Below are 17,706 nucleotides of genomic sequence, written 5' to 3' on the forward strand. Positions count from 1 at the left end.
AAAAGTATGTTGTTATCAGAGCAATGCTATAAGAAAATTGACCGCGAGCTGGCCAAGTACCCGGCCGACCAGCGTCAATCCGCCGTCATGGCCGCGCTGGCCCATGCCCAGGATGAACTGGGCTGGCTGGCGCCGGAAACCATGAAGGAACTGGCCGATTACATCGGCATGCCGGCCATTGCCGTGCAGGAAGTGGCCACGTTCTACAATATGTACAACGTGAAACCCGTGGGCAAGCACAAGATCACCGTGTGCACCAACCTGCCATGCGCCCTGTCGGGCGGCGTGCGGGCTGCAGACTACCTGAAGCAGAAGCTGGGCATCGATTTCCGCGAAACCACCCCTGACGGCCAGTTCACCCTGGTTGAAGGCGAGTGCATGGGTGCGTGCGGCGATGCGCCTGTCTTGCTGGTCAGCAATAAAACCATGTGCAGCTGGATGTCGAACGAGAAAATCGACGCCATGCTGGAGGAACTCAAGAAATGACGTCACTCCACAACCGCCATATCGATCCATTGATCCTGAAGGATCTGGATGGCAAGAACTGGCATTTGCAAGATTATGTGAACCGCGGGGGCTATTCGGCTCTGCGGCGTATCCTGGAAGAGAAAATCACGCCGGAACAGATCATCGCCGACCTTAAGGCTTCGTCCTTGCGCGGCCGTGGCGGCGCGGGTTTCCCTACCGGCCTGAAGTGGAGCTTCATGCCGCGCCAGTTCCCGGGCCAGAAATACCTCGTCTGCAATACAGATGAAGGCGAACCGGGCACCTTCAAGGACCGCGACATCATTCGTTACAATCCCCATGCGCTGATCGAAGGCATGGCCATTGGCGCTTACGCCATGGGCATCACCGTGGGTTATAACTACATCCACGGCGAGATCTTCCAGGAATACCTGCGTTTCGAAGAAGCGCTGGAAGAGGCGCGCGCCGCCGGTTTCCTGGGCGACAAGATCATGGGCAGCGAATTCTCGTTCCAGTTGCATGCGCACCATGGTTATGGCGCCTACATCTGCGGCGAAGAAACGGCCCTGCTGGAGTCGCTGGAAGGCAAGAAAGGCCAGCCGCGCTTCAAGCCGCCTTTCCCTGCCTCGTTTGGCCTGTACGGCAAGCCGACGACGATCAACAACACGGAAACCTTCGCGGCCGTGCCATTCGTGCTGAACATCGGTCCAGAGAAGTACCTGGCGATGGGCAAGCCGAACAATGGCGGTTCGAAGATCTTCTCGATCTCGGGCGACGTGGAAAAACCGGGCAACTACGAAGTGCCGCTCGGCACCCCGTTCGCCAAGCTGCTGGAACTGGCAGGCGGCATGCGCGGTGGCAAAAAGATCAAGGCCGTGATCCCTGGCGGTTCGTCCGCTCCGGTGATCCGCGGCGACATCATGATGCAGACCGACCTGGACTATGACTCGATCGCGAAAGCCGGTTCGATGCTGGGTTCGGGCGCCGTCATCGTGATGGACGAAACACGCTGCATGGTAAAGGCGCTGGAACGCCTGTCCTACTTCTATTTTGAAGAATCGTGCGGCCAGTGTACGCCTTGCCGTGAAGGCACAGGCTGGATGTACCGCATGGTGCATCGCATCGAGCAGGGGCAGGGTCGTCCAGACGACCTGGACATGCTCAACTCGATCGCCGACAACATCCAGGGCCGCACCATTTGCGCGCTGGGCGATGCGGCTGCCATGCCGGTACGGGCCTTCATTAAGAATTTCCGTGAAGAATTTGAATATCATATCGAGCACAAGCATTGCCTAGTGCCCGCATATATCTAAGCTGCGTCAGGTAACGATCACCATGGTTGAAATCGAAATAGACGGCAAAAAAGTCGAAGTCCCTGCTGGTAGCATGGTGATGGACGCCGCCAACAAATTGGGAACCTACATTCCGCACTTCTGCTATCACAAGAAATTGTCGATCGCAGCGAACTGCCGCATGTGCCTGGTCGAAGTGGAAAAGGCGCCGAAGCCTTTGCCCGCTTGTGCGACCCCGGTCAGTGCCGGCATGATCGTGCGCTCCGCCAGCGATAAAGCTGTGCAGGCGCAAAAGTCGGTCATGGAATTCTTGCTGATTAACCACCCGCTCGACTGCCCGATCTGCGATCAGGGCGGCGAGTGCCAGTTGCAAGACTTGGCAGTGGGCTACGGCAAGAGCGAATCACGCTACAAGGAAGACAAGCGCGTCGTCACGCCGAAGGAAGCCGGTCCGCTGGTGTCCATGCAGGAAATGTCGCGCTGCATCCAGTGCACCCGCTGCGTACGCTTTGGCCAGGAAGTGGCCGGCGTGATGGAGCTGGGCATGATCGGCCGCGGCGAGCACTCGGAAATCGTGTCGTTTGTCGGCCAGTCGGTCGACTCCGAACTGTCGGGCAACATGATCGACCTGTGCCCGGTCGGCGCGCTGACGTCGAAGCCGTTCCGCTACAGCGCCCGTACGTGGGAACTGTCGCGCCGCAAATCGGTCAGCCCGCATGACGGCCTCGGTGCTAACCTGATCGTGCAAGTGAAAGCTGGCAAGGTCAAGCGCGTACTGCCGCTGGAAAACGAAGCTGTCAACGAATGCTGGATCTCGGACAAGGACCGTTTCTCGTACGAAGCGCTGGACAGTGCCGAACGCCTGACCTCGCCGATGCTGAAACAAGGCAACGCGTGGAAGGAAGTCGATTGGCAGACGGCGCTGGAATACGTGGCGCACGGTTTGAAAAATATCAAGCACGAGCATGGCGCCGACGCCATTGCCGCGCTGGCCACGCCGCATTCGACCGTCGAAGAGCTGGTCCTGCTGCAAAAAGTCGTCCACGGCCTCGGTTCCGAGAACGTCGACTTCCGCCTGCGCCAGACCGACTTCGCGCTGGACGCGAACGTGAAGCCATGGCTGGGCATGCCGATCAGCGAATTTGGCCAGATCAAGCGCGCCTTCGTCATCGGTTCCTTCCTGCGCAAGGATCACCCCTTGCTGGCGACGCGCTTGCGCGCCTCCGTCAAGGGCGGCGCCAAGCTGTCGATCCTGCACGCCTCCGACGATGATCAGCTGATCACCATCGCCAACAAGATGATCGCAGCGCCGAGCGACTGGCTGGCGGCCTTGTCGGAAGTGGTCGTCGCTGTTGCTAAAGCGAAAGAAATTGCTGCACCGGCCGGTTTCGAAGCCGTCAACGCTTCGGACGTGGCTGTCGCCATCGCCGCCAGCCTGATGGCCGGCGACAACGGCGCCGTGCTGCTGGGTAACGCGGCAACGCAACACCCGCAAGCGTCGCAACTGCATGCTGCCGCGCAATGGATCGCCGAACAGACGGGCGCCAAGCTGGGCTACCTGACGGAAGCGGCCAACACGGTAGGCGCGCACCTGGTCGCCAAGCCGCGCGCCAACGTGCAAGCCGCCTTTGCCGCGCCGAAGAAAGCCTATGTGCTGCTGCACGCCGAGCCGGAACTCGATGCCGCCAATCCACAGGCGGCCCGCGCCGCCCTGGACAAGGCCGAGATGGTCGTGGCCATGTCGGCCTTCAAGCACGGCATGGATTATGCCGACGTGTTGCTGCCGATCGCCCCGTTCGCTGAAACCTCGGGTACCTTCGTCAACTGCGAAGGCCGCGCGCAAAGCTTCAACGGCACCGTGAAACCGCTGGCGGAAACCCGTCCGGCCTGGAAAGTGCTGCGCGTCCTGGGCAATATCCTGGGCCTGGCCGGTTTCGACTACGACACCTCCGAAGCGATCCGCGACGAAGCGTTCGGTGCCGGCGTGACCGACCTGTCGGCACAGCTGAACAACATCGCCAAGAACGCGCCGGAAGCAGCAAGCTATGCACCGGCTTCGCCTGCGCTGCAACGCATTGCCGACGTGCCGATCTACTTCGCCGACGCGCTGGTACGCCGCTCCGAACCGCTGCTGCGCACGGTCGATGGCGCCGCGCCGCAAGCCCATCTGTCGCCAGCATTGGCCGAGAAGCTGGGCATCAAGGCCGGCGACAAGGTCAAGGTGGCGCAAGGCTCCGGCAGCGCCATCCTGGTGGCGGCACTCCATGCCGGCCTGCCAGCCAATGTGGTCAAGGTGTCGGCGGCGCATGCCTCGACGGCTAGCCTGGGCGGCATGTTCGGTGACATCACAGTTGAAACAGCAGAGGGGAAAATCTGATGGCTCTGCCTGAATTTGTAAACGTCATCAACAACGGCGGCAAAGAACTGCTGGGCGGTAGCTGGCCATTCTTCTGGACCCTGATCAAGATCCTCTGCGTGCTGCTGCCGCTGATGGGCCTGGTTGCCTACCTGACCTTGTGGGAACGCAAGCTGATCGGCTGGATCCAGATCCGCGTCGGCCCGAACCGTGTGGGCCCGCTGGGCTTGCTGCAACCGATCGCCGATGCCCTGAAACTCTTGTTCAAAGAGATCATCATCCCGTCCAAGGCCGCCAAGGGCCTGTTCGTGATCGGCCCGATCATGACCATCATGCCGGCCCTGGCCGCCTGGTCGGTCGTGCCCTTCGGTCCGGAAGCCGTGCTGGCCAACGTCAACGCAGGCTTGCTGATGCTGCTGGCGATTACCTCGATGGAAGTCTACGGCATCATCATCGCCGGCTGGGCCTCGAACTCGAAGTACTCGTTCATGGGCGCCATGCGCGCTTCGGCACAGATGATCTCGTACGAAATCCCGATGGGCTTCGTGATGGTCATCGTGCTGATGGTGTCGGGCAGTCTGAACTTCATCGATATCGTCGGCGGCCAGCAAGTCGGCTTCTTTGCCGACAAGGGCGTGAACTTCCTGTCGTGGAACTGGCTGCCGCTGCTGCCGATGTTCGTCATCTACCTGGTGTCGGGCCTGGCTGAAGCCAACCGCCACCCGTTCGACGTCGTCGAAGGCGAGTCGGAAATCGTGGCCGGCCACATGGTCGAGTACTCGGGCATGGCCTACGCCATGTTCATGCTGGCCGAATACGCCAACATGATGCTGATCGGCGCCCTGGCTTCGATCATGTTCCTCGGCGGCTGGTCCGCACCGTTTGCCTTCCTCGAGTTCTGGGGCGGTTTCGGCGGCTTCTTCTGGCTGTTTGCAAAAACCTTCTTCATCGTGTCGGTGTTCATCTGGGTGCGCGGTACTTTCCCACGCTACCGTTATGACCAGATCATGCGCCTCGGTTGGAAAGTGTTTATCCCGTTGACGCTGGTCTACCTGGTCTTCGTCGCTGCCTGGATGCAGACATCCTGGAATATTTGGAAGTAAGAGAGTGCATACGAATGGATAAGGTAAAAGATTTCTTCAGCAGCCTCTTGTTAGGCGAGCTGATCAAGGGCATGGCGCTGACAGGCAAGTACATGTTTTCGCGCAAGATCACGGTGCAATTCCCGGAAGAGAAGACACCGATCTCGCCGCGTTTCCGTGGCTTGCACGCGCTGCGCCGCTACCCGAACGGCGAGGAACGTTGCATCGCCTGCAAACTGTGCGAAGCGGTTTGCCCGGCGATGGCCATCACGATCGAATCGGAGCAGCGTGACGACGGTTCGCGCCGCACCACGCGCTACGATATCGACTTGACCAAGTGCATCTTCTGCGGTTTCTGCGAAGAGTCCTGCCCGGTCGATTCGATCGTCGAGACGCAAATCCTGGAATACCACGGCGAGAAACGCGGGGATTTGTATTACACGAAAGAGATGTTGCTGGCCGTGGGTGATCGTTATGAAAATGACATCGCCGCTGCGCGCGCCGCCGACGCACCTTATCGCTGATGGATGCGCCGCAGCTGAGAAGCTGCGGCGCGCCCCTCGTTCATCTGTACGTCTATTGGGTTTTTTATGGACTTTAAAACAATTTTGTTTTACGCCTTCGCGCTGATTCTGATCATAGCGGCGACACGCGTCATCACGGCCCGTAATCCGGTCCACGCAGTACTGTTCCTGGTACTGTCCTTCTTTTCCGCAGCGGGCATCTGGATGCTGCTGCAAGCTGAATTCCTGGCCATCGTGCTGGTATTGGTGTACGTCGGCGCCGTGATGGTGCTGTTCCTCTTCGTCGTCATGATGCTCGATATCAATATCGACCGCATGCGCGAAGGCTTCTGGGGCTATCTGCCGCTGTCCGTCACGGTGGGCGTGATCATCGTGCTGGAAATGGCGGCCGTCCTGTGGCACGGTTTCCGCAACTTCGCGCCGAGCATCGCTCCCGTGAACGTTAACCTGGGCGGCACCAAGGAACTGGGCCTGTTGATCTACACCAAATATGTGTTCGCTTTCGAGATCGCCGCTGTCGTGCTGCTGGTGGCCATCGTTGCCGCGGTTGCATTGACCCTGCGCAAACGCAAGGACACCAAGCATTTTGCTCCGGGCGATGCGGTACGCGTCAAGCGTAACGACCGCCTGAAGATCGTCAAGATGGACGCGGTCGTCGAGCGTCCTGCAGCTGAGCCGGAAGTTAAGGAGGCACCATGACATTATCGCTCACACATTTTCTGGTCCTGGGCGCGATCCTGTTCGCAATCTCGATCATCGGTATTTTCCTGAACCGCAAGAACATCATCGTATTGCTGATGGCAATCGAATTGATGCTGCTGGCGGTGAATATGAATTTCATCGCGTTCTCCCATTTCATGGGCGACGCGGCCGGTCAGATCTTCGTTTTCTTCATCCTGACGGTTGCCGCCGCTGAGTCGGCTATCGGTCTGGCTATTCTGGTGGTGATGTTCCGTAATCTGGATACCATCAACGTCGAAGACCTGGACAGCCTCAAAGGCTGATGTTTTTCAGACTCGATCTCTCGAATAATAACGATTAAGGTTCATCATGGCGGGGCAACTCCTCAACCCTAACCTCCTTCTTGCCGTACCGCTGGCGCCGCTGGCCGGTGCCGCGATTGCAGGCTTGCTTGGCACCCAGTTCCTGGGTAATTTGGTCGGACGCAAGACGTCGCATACCGCGACGATCTTGGGCGTACTGATTGCATTCATCCTGTCCGTGCAGACATTGCTGGCAGTGATGGATGGCGCGACATTCAATGGCACGATCTATAACTGGATGACGATCGGCACCCTGAAGATGGAAGTGGGCTTCCAGATCGATTCGCTGTCGGCGATGATGATGTGCGTGGTCACCTTCGTTTCCCTGATGGTGCATATCTACACGATCGGCTACATGAAGGATGACGAAGGCTACAACCGCTTCTTCGCCTACATCTCGCTGTTCACGTTCTCGATGCTGATGCTGGTCATGGCCAACAACTTCCTGCAGCTGTTCTTCGGTTGGGAAGCCGTGGGCCTGGTCTCCTACCTCTTGATCGGTTTCTGGTACCAGCGTCCGACGGCCATCGTGGCCAACATGAAGGCGTTCCTGGTCAACCGCGTGGGCGACTTCGGCTTCATCCTGGGCATCGGCCTGCTGCTGGCCTACGCCGGCACCATGAACTACCAGGAAGTGTTCGCCAAGAAAGACGAACTGGCGCTGTTGAGCCTGCCTGGCACCGACTGGGCCCTGCTGACCGTAGCCTGCATCTGCCTGTTCATCGGCGCGATGGGCAAATCGGCGCAGTTCCCGCTGCACGTGTGGCTGCCTGACTCGATGGAAGGTCCTACCCCGATCTCGGCACTGATCCACGCCGCGACGATGGTGACGGCCGGTATCTTCATGGTCTCGCGCATGTCGCCGCTGTTCGAACTGTCCGACACGGCACTGTCCTTCATCCTGGTGATCGGCTCCATCACGGCGCTGTTCATGGGCTTCCTGGGCATCATCCAGAACGACATCAAGCGCGTTGTTGCTTATTCGACACTGTCGCAGCTGGGCTACATGACCGTCGCACTGGGTTCGTCCGCATACTCCGTGGCCGTGTTCCACCTGATGACGCACGCATTCTTCAAGGCACTGCTGTTCCTGGGCGCCGGTTCCGTCATCATCGGCATGCACCACGATCAAGATATCCGCAACATGGGCGGCCTGCGCAAGTACATGCCGATCACTTGGATCACATCCCTGATCGGTTCGCTGGCCCTGATCGGCACGCCGCTGTTCTCCGGTTTCTACTCGAAAGACAGCATCATCGAAGCCGTCGAAGCGACGCACATCTGGGGCGCTGGCTTTGCCCAGTTCGCCGTGCTGGCTGGCGTGTTCGTCACCGCCTTCTACTCGTTCCGCATGTATTTCCTCGTCTTCCACGGCAAGGAACGTTTCGGCCAGGCGCATGCCCACGGCCATGACGACCACCACGCACCGAAAGCGGCCCATGGCGCGCACGGCGATGCACATGACGACCATCACGAAGAGGAAGAGGACGACCACGGCCACCACGGCCTGGAACCTGGCCAGAAGCCGCATGAATCGCCGTTCGTCGTCTGGTTCCCGCTGGTGATGCTGGCGATCCCTTCCTTGATCATCGGTTACATGACGATCGGCCTGATGCTGCATGGCGATTTCTTCAAGGGCGTGATCTTTGTCGGCGAAAACCATCCAGCGATGGAAGAGTTGTCGCACGAATTCCACGGCGCAATGGCGATGGCCATCCACGGCCTGTCGACGGCACCGTTCTGGCTGGCATTGTCCGGCGTGGTGGCAGCCTACTACTGCTACATGGTCAACCCGCGTGTACCGGCCTGGTTCTTTGCCAAGTTCCACGCGATCCACACCCTGCTGGACAACAAGTACTACATGGACAAGTTCAATGAAGTCGTGTTCGCCGGCGGTGCCCGCTTGCTGGGTAATGGCCTGTGGAACTTCGGTGACAAGAAGCTGATCGACGGTTTCGTCGTCAATGGCAGCGCCAAGGTCGTCGCCTGGCTGTCCTCGCTGTCGCGAGTGTTGCAGACCGGCTACATCTATCACTATGCATTCGTGATGATCCTGGGCGTGCTGGGCTTCCTGATCTATTTCCTGCCATTCTGGCCCGCTAAGTAAGCTGACCTGATAAAAGAATACTGAGAACCATGATGCAGTCTACGATTTCTACACTACCTCCTTACCTGAGTCTGTCGATCTGGGTGCCGATCATTTGCGGCGTCCTGGTCCTGGCTCTCGGCCGTGACAGCAAAGCGGGCTTTACCCGCTGGCTGTCGCTGGCTGGCGCGGTGCTCAGCATGCTGTGCACCTTGCCGCTGATCCAGCATTTCGACAACGCCGCCCACGGCATGCAATTCGTCGAAAAGTCGCCCTGGATTGCAACCTTCAATATCTGGTACTCGCTGGGTATCGACGGCCTGTCGCTGTGGTTCGTGCCGCTGACGGCCTTCATCACCGTCATCGTTGTCATTTCCGCATGGCAAGTGATCGAGAAGCGCATCGCCCAGTACATGGGCTCCTTCCTGATCCTGTCGGGCCTGATGATCGGCGTGTTCTGCGCGCTGGACGGCTTGCTGTTCTACTTCTTCTTTGAAGCAACCCTGATCCCGATGTTCATCATCATCGGTATCTGGGGCGGTTCGAACCGCGTGTACGCGTCGTTCAAGTTCTTCCTGTACACCTTCTTCGGTTCGCTGCTGACCCTCGTTGCCATCATCTACCTGCGCAATGTGTCGGGCACCTTCGACATCCTGGCCTGGCATGCGTTCAAGCTGTCGATGAACGAGCAGATCTTCATCTTCCTGGCCTTCCTGATGGCTTTCGCGGTGAAAGTGCCGATGTTCCCCGTCCACACGTGGTTGCCGGACGTCCACGTGGAAGCGCCTACGGGCGGTTCCGCCGTGCTGGCCGCCATCATGCTGAAACTGGGCGCGTACGGCTTCCTGCGTTTCTCGCTGCCGATCACGCCGGACGCCAGCCACTACCTGTCGGGTTTCATGATCGCCTTGTCGCTGATCGCCGTCATCTACATCGGTCTGGTTGCCCTGGTGCAAACCGACATGAAGAAACTGGTCGCCTATTCGTCGATCGCGCACATGGGCTTCGTCACCCTGGGCTTCTTCATGTTCAACGACATTTCGGTGCAGGGCGGTATCGTGCAGATGGTGTCGCACGGCTTCATCTCCGGCGCGATGTTCCTGTGCATCGGCGTGCTGTATGACCGCATGCATACCCGCAACATCGCCGACTACGGCGGCGTCGTGAACCGCATGCCGAAATTTGCCGCCTTCTTCGTGCTGTTCTCGATGGCCAACTGCGGCTTGCCAGCCACGTCCGGCTTCGTCGGCGAGTTCATGGTGATCCTGGGCGCGGTGAAATACAACTTCTGGATCGGTCTGCTGGCTGCAACGGCACTGATCTGGGGCGCGGCGTACTCGCTGTGGATGGCCAAGCGCGTGGTGTTCGGCAAGATCAAGAACAAACATGTGGCCGAATTGACCGACATCAACAAACGTGAATTCTTCATGCTTGCTGTGCTGGCCATCGCCGTGCTCGTGATGGGTCTGTACCCAGCCCCGTTCACCGACACGATGCAAACTTCGGTTGCCGACCTGCTGCAGCATGTCGCCACCAGCAAGTTGCCTTAAATAGAAGACCGATAACATGACTAATGCACCTAATCTGGTACCGCTGTACGCGGAAATCTTTCTGCTGATCGCCACGTCGGCGCTCTTGCTGATCGATATGTTCTTGCCTGCGGCGAAGCGTTCGATCACCTATGCGCTGTCCCTGCTGACCTTGGCCGGCTGCGCCTTGCTGACCGTGGGCGACTTCAACGCGGGCACCACCGTCTACACGTTCCATAACATGTTCGTGTCGGACCCGATGTCGCAGCTGCTGAAACTGTTCTCGTACGGCGCCGTGGCGCTGACCCTGATCTACTCGCGTGCCTACGCTACCGACCGCAGCATGCTGTCGGGTAACCTGGGCGGCGAGTTCTACGTGCTGGCCCTGTTTGCACTGCTGGGCCAGATGATCATGATCTCAGCCAACAACTTCCTGATCATCTACCTGGGTCTGGAACTGATGTCGCTGTCGCTGTACGCGCTGATCGCCTTGCGCCGTGACAATGCCAAGGCCACGGAAGCGGCCATGAAATACTTCATCCTGGGCGCGCTGGCTTCCGGTTTCATGTTGTACGGTATCTCGATGCTGTACGGCGCCTCCGGCACGCTGGACTTGAACGAAGTGCGCGTGGCGCTGGAAAACGGCAAGACCAACGGCACCATCATGGTCTTCGGCCTGGTCTTCCTCGTTGCCGGCCTGGCCTTCAAACTGGGCGTCGTGCCATTCCACATGTGGGTGCCTGACGTGTATCAAGGTTCGCCGACGGCCGTGACCCTGCTGCTGGGCGGCGCGCCGAAGCTGGCCGCATTTGCCATCACCCTGCGCCTGCTGGGCGAGGGCCTGCTGCCGATGGCGCATGACTGGCAGCAAATGCTGCTGGTGCTGGCCGTGATGTCGCTGGCCATCGGTAACTTCACCGCCATCGCGCAAACGAATTTGAAGCGCATGCTGGCGTACTCGACCATCGCGCAAATGGGCTTCGTGCTGCTCGGTCTGCTGTCCGGTACCATGGACGCGCCGAACAACACCCTGAACGCGGCTGGCGCAGCCACCGCCTACGGCGCCTCGATGTACTACGTCATCACCTACGTGTTCACCACCCTGGGTACCTTCGGCGTGATCATGTTGTTGGCACGTAATGGTTTCGAAGCAGAAGAACTGGCCGACTTCAAGGGCCTGGGCAAACGCAGCCCGATCTTCGCGCTGGTGATGACCCTGTTCATGTTCTCGCTGGCGGGCGTGCCGCCGCTGATGGGCTTCATGGCCAAGTATTCGGTGCTGGCATCGGTATTGGCCACGGGCCAGTTGTGGCTGACCATCGCCGCCGTGCTGTTCTCGCTGATTGGCGCCTTCTACTACCTGCGCGTCGTGAAAATGATGTGGTTCGACGAGCCGACCGACAGCAATGCGCTGGTCGTGCATGGCGACATGCGCGTCGTGCTGGCCCTGAACGGCGTGTTCGTCCTGGCGCTGGGCGTGATGCCTAACAGCATCCTGGCTGCCTGCGCGACGGCCATCACCAAGACCCTGGCGACCTGACCGATGGATGTCACCGCCTCGAGCTGGCTGGTGATCGCCCTGGGCATCCTGGGCGCCAACCTGCCATTTCTCAACGAGAAGCTGTTTGCCGCCGTGCCCTTGAAAAAGGCCGCGCCGGCGGAGCAGGGCTGGCGCAAGCCGCTGGCGCTGCGCCTGCTGGAGATGGTGATCTTGTACTTCGTCGTCGGCGCCGTGGCGTTCGCGCTCGAAGCGCGCATCGGCAACGCTTTCCCGCAGACGTGGGAGTTCTATGCCATCACGGGATGCCTGTTCCTCGTGCTGGCCTTCCCCGGCTTTGTCGGACGCTACCTGCGCAAACGCCGTTAGCAACAACGACCGAAAGCGGCGCCTCTGGCGCCGTTTTTTATTGAATAAAGGAATTCCATGGATACCCAAGCCACTGATACGCAATTGATTGAAACCAAGGTCGACGGCGAGCTCGTCTACCAGGGCGGCTTCCTGCGCGTGCAGCGCGACCGTGTCGCCCTGCCTGACGGCAAGATCACGGCACGCGAATTCGTCCTGCATCCGGGCGCCGTCGTCATCCTGCCGCTGCTCGACGACGGCACCGTCCTGATGGAGCGCCAGTACCGCTATCCGCTCGGCCGCGTCTTCATCGAATTCCCGGCAGGCAAGATCGACGCGGGCGAGTCGCACCTGGCCTGCGCCCGGCGCGAACTGCTGGAAGAGACGGGCTACACGGCGACCGACTGGCAATTCGTGTCCACCATCCACAACGCCATCGCCTATTCCGACGAGCACCTGGAACTGTTTTTGGCGCGGGGACTCGTGGCAGGCGAACGCCAGCTCGACGACGGCGAGTTCCTGGAAACGTTTACGGCCACCGTGCCGCAGCTGCTGGACTGGGTCAGGGATGGCACCATCACGGACGTGAAGACCGTCATCGGCATCTTCTGGCTCGACAAGATTACCAGCGGCGCCTGGCAAGCGGCCTGATTCCGCACATGCGCACGGCGATCTTCCTGCTGCTGGCCCTGGCCAGCCTGGGCGCGCACGGCGCTGCGCGCACGCCGTTCCAGGTGCGCTGCGAAGACACGCTCAGCAAGACGGTGTCCGTGCTGACGGTGCAGCAGAACGGCTACAGCATCGACACGCATCTGCCCTACAAGGCGCTGACCGTGATGAAGGGCACGGCGCGGGCGAATACCTGGGTGCTGGGCCTGACGAAGACGGATTCGCAGGTGCAGATCGGGCTGGCCGGCCCCCTGCTGCAAGATCCCGCCAGCGGCTACGAATGCGTGGCGCCGCAGATCAGCGTGAAGATTACCTATGCGCCCGTGGTGATCTATATCGGCCGCGAGTTTGCCCCCGGCACTTGCGCGTATGATGAGATACTCGCGCATGAGCTGCGGCACATGAAGACCTATATGGAGCATTTGCCGCGCGTGGAAAAGACCGTGCGCGCCGCGCTGGCCAGGCGCTTCGAGGCGCGTCCCCTGTATGCGCCCAGCGGCACGGCGAAGGCAGCGCTGGCGCGCGAGATCGATACGGGCTGGCTGCCCTACATCAAGGCGGAAATGCGCAAGGTGGAAGTCTTGCAGGCGGCCATCGATTCGCCGCAGGAATATGCGCGCCTGGGCAAGGCGTGCAATGGCGACATCCAGAATATATTGGCGGGCAAGGCCCAGCCCGCCCAGAAATGACAAGACAAGGAACCGCATGACAGTAGCAGCACCTGGCGTCCGCCACTTTGCGCTGATCCCCGCCGCCGGCGTGGGGGCGCGCATGGAGGCGGGCAGTCCCAAGCAATATCTGCCCATCGCGGGCAAGCCCATGCTGCGCCACGCGCTCGACGCCTTCATCGCCAGCCCCCTGATCGCGCATACCTATGTCGTCGTCAGCGCCGACGATGGCGTCATCGACACGGTCGTGCCCGGACAGGGTGTCACCGTGCTGCGCTGCGGCGGCGCCACGCGCATGGAAAGCATCCTGAATGGCTTGCAAGCCATGCACGGCAGCATCGATGCCCGCGACCAGGTGCTGGTGCACGATGCGGCCCGCCCCGGCCTGACGCCGGCGCTGATCGAAAAACTCATCGTGGAAGTGGGCGGGCATCCGGCCGGCGGCCTGCTGGCCTTGCCCGTGGTCGATACCGTCAAGCGGGCAGGGCCGGGCGCCATCTCGGCGCAGACGGTGCCGCGCGACGGCCTGTGGCTGGCGCAGACGCCGCAGATGTTCAGCTATGCCCTGCTGCACCGGGCCTTGTCCGAAGCGCCGGACCCGCACGCCATCACGGACGACGCCAGCGCCGTCGAAGCGCTGGGCCTGGCGCCGAAGCTCGTCGAAGGCCACCCGCGCAATCTGAAGGTGACCCTGCCGCGCGACATCCAGACGGCCGAACTGTATCTGGCTAACCCCTGCATTTGAAAGAGACTTGCATGAACACAACGACTCCCGACCTCCCGTTCCGCATCGGCCAGGGCTATGACTGCCACGCGCTGGTGGAGCACCGCGACCTGATCATCGGCGGCGTGAAGATTCCCCATCACCTGGGCCTGCTGGGCCACTCCGACGCCGACGTGCTGCTGCACGCGATCACGGACGCGCTCTTCGGCGCCGCCGCCCTGGGCGACATCGGCCGCCATTTCCCCGACACGGACGCGCAATTCAAGGGCGCCGATTCGCGCACCCTGCTGCGCGAGGCCGCGCGCCGCGTACAGGCTACCGGTTATATCATCGGCAATATCGACGCCACCATCATCGCCCAGCGACCGAAGATGGCGCCGCACATCGCCGCCATGTGCGCCAACGTGGCCGAGGACCTGGGCGTGACTTTGGGCCAGGTCAACATCAAGGCGAAGACGAATGAGAAGCTGGGCTACCTGGGCCGGGAAGAGGGCATCGCGGCCGAAGCCGTGGCCTTGCTGCTGCGGGCCTGAGGCACTACTTTCGCATCATCCACTGACAGGAGAGACCATGTTCCAGCTACGACGTATCTGCACCTTGCTTGCACTGGCATTAGCCAGCGCGCCTTCCGCCCACGCCGAACTGGCCGCCACGGGCGAGCCGCCGGCCGCGCGGCAGGCCTGGAAGGCCGAGACGGTGGCCGAGGGCGTGCGCCAGCCGTGGGGCATCGCCTGGCTGGGCGAGGGGCGCGCGCTGGTCACCAGCAAGCAGGGCAGCTTGCATTTGCTCAATGGCAAGAAATTCGAGGACGTGGCGCTGGAAGGCATGCCGGCCGTCTTTACGGGCGGGCAGGGCGGCCTGCTCGATATCGTGCTGCACCCGCAGGATGCGGGCAAGGCGCATCCACGCGTCTACATGACGGTGTCGACGGGCACGAATGACGCGAACCGCACGACCCTCGTGCGCGGCGTGTTCGACGGCAAGAAAGTGACGGGCATCCAGACCCTCTTCAAGGTATCGACCGACAAGAGCGGCGGCCAGCATTTCGGTTCGCGCCTGCTGTGGCTGCCGGACGGCACCTTGCTGATGAGCGTGGCCGATGGCGGCAATCCGCCCCTGCGCATCGGTGACCGCCTGGCGCGCGAGCAGGCGCAGAACCTGGCCACGCACCTCGGCTCCATCCTGCGCCTGACGGAAGACGGCCAACCGGCGCCCGGCAATCCGCTGGCGGCCAAGGGCGCCTTGCCGGAAATCTGGTCATACGGCCACCGCAACGTGCAGGGCCTGGCGCTCGATCCCGTTTCGGGGCGCGTGTGGGCCACGGAACACGGCCCCTACGGCGGTGACGAGCTGAACCTGGTGGTGGCGGGCGGCAACTACGGCTGGCCCCTGCAAAGCTATGGCGCCGACTACAAGACGCATGAACCCGTCGGCAAGCACGAGGTGGCCGGCATGCTCAATCCGAGCGTGGCCTGGGTGCCATCGCCGGCGCCGTCGGGCCTGGCCGTGTACACGGGCGACAAGATTGCCGCCTGGCGCGGCAGCATTTTCAGCGGCGGCCTGGCGGGGCAGGACATCCGCCGCATCGCCGTCGATGCGCAGGGCAAGGTGACGGGGCAGGACCGCCTCGCCATCGGCGCGCGCGTGCGCGACGTGCGCCAGGGACCGGATGGCTACCTGTATGCACTGACGGATGAAGTCAACGGGCGCTTGCTGCGCATCGTGGCGCAGTAACCCGCCGGGCGCCATCTTCGCTTAAGATGGCGCCTTTATTTCAAGACAAGGTGGCGGCATGGCCCGTGATACTTATGCATACCGGCACGTAGCCGTCGAATCGCGCGCCATCCATGGCCGCGTGGAAATCCGCCCCGTGCCGGGCCAGGCTTTTTCGCCCGAGCTGGCCGTGCAGTGCTCGCGCCGCCTGGCCGACCTGCAGCGCTACCCGCTGGGCAGCCGTTTTTTACTCTTCGCCAAGCTGACGGACCGCCTGGGCGGCACGCCCTTCCTGTATGCCTATCACGGCGATGCCGACGTGCCCATGACGCCGGCCGAAGTGACGAAATTCCTCGGCGAATTCAGGCGCGGCCGCATCTGATACCTACGAGGCGATGCAGGCTGCGCCAGCCTTGGCGCTGGCCTGCGGCTTGCTGAACAGTGCAATCGTCAGCGCGCAACCGAGAGCGAACGCGCCGCCCACGACCATCGCGCTGGGCACGCCCAACCGGTCGACGGCCATGCCGCCCAGCAGGGCGCCCGACGCCAGCGATACCTGCACGATGGCAACGAAGAGTGCGCTGCTGCCTTCCATCAGTTCCGGCGCCGCCTTGAACATCCACGTCTGCACGGCGATCGGCATGGCGCCGAAACCGAAGCCCCAGATGGCCACCAGCAACATGGCGGTGAGCGCATGGCTGCCCAGCGCGGCCAGCGCCAGGGTGGACAGTCCCAGCACGGCGCCCGTCACCATCAGCGCGGCCCGCTCGTGGCGCCCGGCGGCCCAGCCGCCCACCAGGTTGCCGATGAAGCCTGCGGCGCCATAGACGAGCAGCATGGCGCTGACGGTGCCGGCCGCCAGGTGCGATACCTGCGTGAGGAAGGGCGCGATATACGTGTAGGCGGCGAACTGGCCCGTGAACAGCATGGCCGTGGCGATCAGTCCCAGGCGCGCCTTGCGGATGCCGAAGATCATCGGCAGCTGGCGCAGGCGGATGGCTTGTGTCGGCGGCAGCTTGGGCAGCAGCAACAGCTGGCCGATGAAGACCAGCACGGCGATGGCGCTGGCCGCGCCGAAGGCCACGCGCCAGCCCACCAGCTCGCCCACGAGGGCGCCGGCCGGCACGCCCGCCACCGTGCCCAGCGAGACGCCGGCGAAGATGATGGACATGGCGCGCGACGCGTGCTGCGGCGCCACCAGGCGCGGGCCGATGGCGCTGCCGATGGCCCAGAAGCCGCCCACGCCCACGCCCAGCAGGGCGCGTCCCAGCAAGATCCAGCCATACGACGGCGCCAGGGCCACCAGCAGGTTCGAGGCGACCAGCAGCGCGGTGAGCGCCAGCAGCACGATGCGGCGGTCCAGGCGGCCCGAGCCGACGGTGACGAGAATGGCGGCAAACGCGGCGACGATGCCGGGCGTGGTGATCATCAGTCCCGCCTGGCCCTTGCTGATGGCCAGTTCGGCCGCCATGGCGGGCAGCAGGCCCACGGGCAGGAATTCGGACGTGACGAGGGCGAAGGCGCCGATGCCGACGGAGAGGACGGCCAGCCAGGGCGCCACGGTGGTATCGTCGCCGGTGGCGGCCGGAGCGGAGGAGGAAGCGGGTGGTGTTTGCATGGTGAAAATCCTGAAAGACGGGTCTAGTGTTTTTAACCGGTCGGTATATAATCAGGGCAGGCAGACAGTGTTGTCAATAATTTTTTTACCG

The 17,706-nt window shown here is 61.8% G+C and carries 18 protein-coding genes; 17 read left to right on the forward strand and 1 reads right to left on the reverse strand.

The window, feature by feature from the left end; all coding sequences use genetic code 11:
• The first annotated feature begins 6 nt into the window (after positions 1 to 6).
• The 17 genes from nuoE to AC07VL_RS06640 all read left to right on the forward strand — a co-directional run bounded on the left by nuoE (position 7) and on the right by AC07VL_RS06640 (position 16,379).
• Positions 7 to 486 carry an NADH-quinone oxidoreductase subunit NuoE gene (gene nuoE, locus AC07VL_RS06560; RefSeq protein WP_034779513.1) on the forward strand — a complete coding sequence of 160 codons (480 nt, stop codon included), beginning with the start codon at positions 7 to 9 and terminating at the stop codon, positions 484 to 486.
• Positions 483 to 1,778 (forward strand): NADH-quinone oxidoreductase subunit NuoF, encoded by a 1,296-nt coding sequence (gene nuoF / locus AC07VL_RS06565; protein ID WP_076567080.1) that lies wholly within the window; start codon positions 483 to 485, stop codon positions 1,776 to 1,778. Before nuoE ends, nuoF begins: the two co-directional genes overlap by 4 nt.
• 22 nt (positions 1,779 to 1,800) lie before the next feature.
• Positions 1,801 to 4,134, forward strand: a complete 2,334-nt coding sequence (nuoG, locus tag AC07VL_RS06570; RefSeq protein ID WP_494805119.1) for an NADH-quinone oxidoreductase subunit NuoG — start codon at positions 1,801 to 1,803, stop codon at positions 4,132 to 4,134.
• Positions 4,134 to 5,216, forward strand: coding sequence for an NADH-quinone oxidoreductase subunit NuoH (nuoH, locus tag AC07VL_RS06575; RefSeq protein ID WP_494805120.1), 1,083 nt, complete (start codon positions 4,134 to 4,136; stop codon positions 5,214 to 5,216). The genes nuoG and nuoH overlap by 1 nt, the downstream gene beginning before the upstream one ends.
• Positions 5,217 to 5,230: 14 nt before the next feature.
• A complete protein-coding gene (gene nuoI, locus AC07VL_RS06580; protein WP_010399726.1) occupies positions 5,231 to 5,719 on the forward strand; it encodes an NADH-quinone oxidoreductase subunit NuoI in 489 nt (162 codons plus the stop codon).
• A 66-nt stretch (positions 5,720 to 5,785) separates the two neighbouring features.
• Complete coding sequence (locus AC07VL_RS06585; RefSeq protein WP_494805121.1) at positions 5,786 to 6,418, forward strand: NADH-quinone oxidoreductase subunit J; 633 nt, start codon at positions 5,786 to 5,788, stop codon at positions 6,416 to 6,418.
• Entirely contained in the window at positions 6,415 to 6,723 is a 309-nt protein-coding gene (gene nuoK / locus AC07VL_RS06590; RefSeq protein ID WP_290605520.1) for an NADH-quinone oxidoreductase subunit NuoK, read from the forward strand. Before AC07VL_RS06585 ends, nuoK begins: the two co-directional genes overlap by 4 nt.
• Before the next feature lie 46 nt (positions 6,724 to 6,769).
• Positions 6,770 to 8,869, forward strand: coding sequence for an NADH-quinone oxidoreductase subunit L (gene nuoL, locus AC07VL_RS06595; RefSeq protein ID WP_494805122.1), 2,100 nt, complete (start codon positions 6,770 to 6,772; stop codon positions 8,867 to 8,869).
• A 29-nt stretch (positions 8,870 to 8,898) separates the two neighbouring features.
• A complete protein-coding gene (locus AC07VL_RS06600; protein WP_494805123.1) occupies positions 8,899 to 10,398 on the forward strand; it encodes an NADH-quinone oxidoreductase subunit M in 1,500 nt (499 codons plus the stop codon).
• Between the two features lie 16 nt (positions 10,399 to 10,414).
• Positions 10,415 to 11,917: an NADH-quinone oxidoreductase subunit NuoN gene (nuoN, locus tag AC07VL_RS06605; protein WP_494805124.1), complete on the forward strand. Its 1,503-nt coding sequence runs from the start codon at positions 10,415 to 10,417 to the stop codon at positions 11,915 to 11,917.
• Positions 11,918 to 11,920: 3 nt separating this feature from the next.
• Positions 11,921 to 12,244, forward strand: coding sequence for a DUF2818 family protein (locus tag AC07VL_RS06610; RefSeq protein WP_494805125.1), 324 nt, complete (start codon positions 11,921 to 11,923; stop codon positions 12,242 to 12,244).
• A 57-nt stretch (positions 12,245 to 12,301) separates the two neighbouring features.
• The gene (locus tag AC07VL_RS06615) at positions 12,302 to 12,874 is read left to right on the forward strand and encodes an NUDIX domain-containing protein (RefSeq protein ID WP_494805126.1); all 573 of its coding nucleotides are present in this window, start codon (positions 12,302 to 12,304) and stop codon (positions 12,872 to 12,874) included.
• Between the two features lie 8 nt (positions 12,875 to 12,882).
• Positions 12,883 to 13,581 carry a hypothetical protein gene (locus AC07VL_RS06620; protein WP_494805127.1) on the forward strand — a complete coding sequence of 233 codons (699 nt, stop codon included), beginning with the start codon at positions 12,883 to 12,885 and terminating at the stop codon, positions 13,579 to 13,581.
• A 16-nt stretch (positions 13,582 to 13,597) separates the two neighbouring features.
• A complete protein-coding gene (ispD, locus tag AC07VL_RS06625; RefSeq protein ID WP_494805128.1) occupies positions 13,598 to 14,305 on the forward strand; it encodes a 2-C-methyl-D-erythritol 4-phosphate cytidylyltransferase in 708 nt (235 codons plus the stop codon).
• Positions 14,306 to 14,316: 11 nt separating this feature from the next.
• Positions 14,317 to 14,817, forward strand: coding sequence for a 2-C-methyl-D-erythritol 2,4-cyclodiphosphate synthase (gene ispF, locus AC07VL_RS06630; protein ID WP_494805129.1), 501 nt, complete (start codon positions 14,317 to 14,319; stop codon positions 14,815 to 14,817).
• Positions 14,818 to 14,854: 37 nt separating this feature from the next.
• Entirely contained in the window at positions 14,855 to 16,018 is a 1,164-nt protein-coding gene (locus tag AC07VL_RS06635) for a PQQ-dependent sugar dehydrogenase (RefSeq protein ID WP_494805130.1), read from the forward strand.
• 58 nt (positions 16,019 to 16,076) lie between these two features.
• Positions 16,077 to 16,379, forward strand: coding sequence for a hypothetical protein (locus AC07VL_RS06640; RefSeq protein ID WP_494805131.1), 303 nt, complete (start codon positions 16,077 to 16,079; stop codon positions 16,377 to 16,379).
• 3 nt (positions 16,380 to 16,382) lie between these two features.
• On the opposite strand, the gene AC07VL_RS06645 is transcribed toward AC07VL_RS06640, so the two are convergent.
• Positions 16,383 to 17,615: an MFS transporter gene (locus AC07VL_RS06645; RefSeq protein WP_494805132.1), complete on the reverse strand. Its 1,233-nt coding sequence runs from the start codon at positions 17,613 to 17,615 to the stop codon at positions 16,383 to 16,385.
• Between the last annotated feature and the right edge of the window lie 91 nt (positions 17,616 to 17,706).

The organism is Janthinobacterium sp. GW821-FHT03C08, assembly GCF_059420905.1.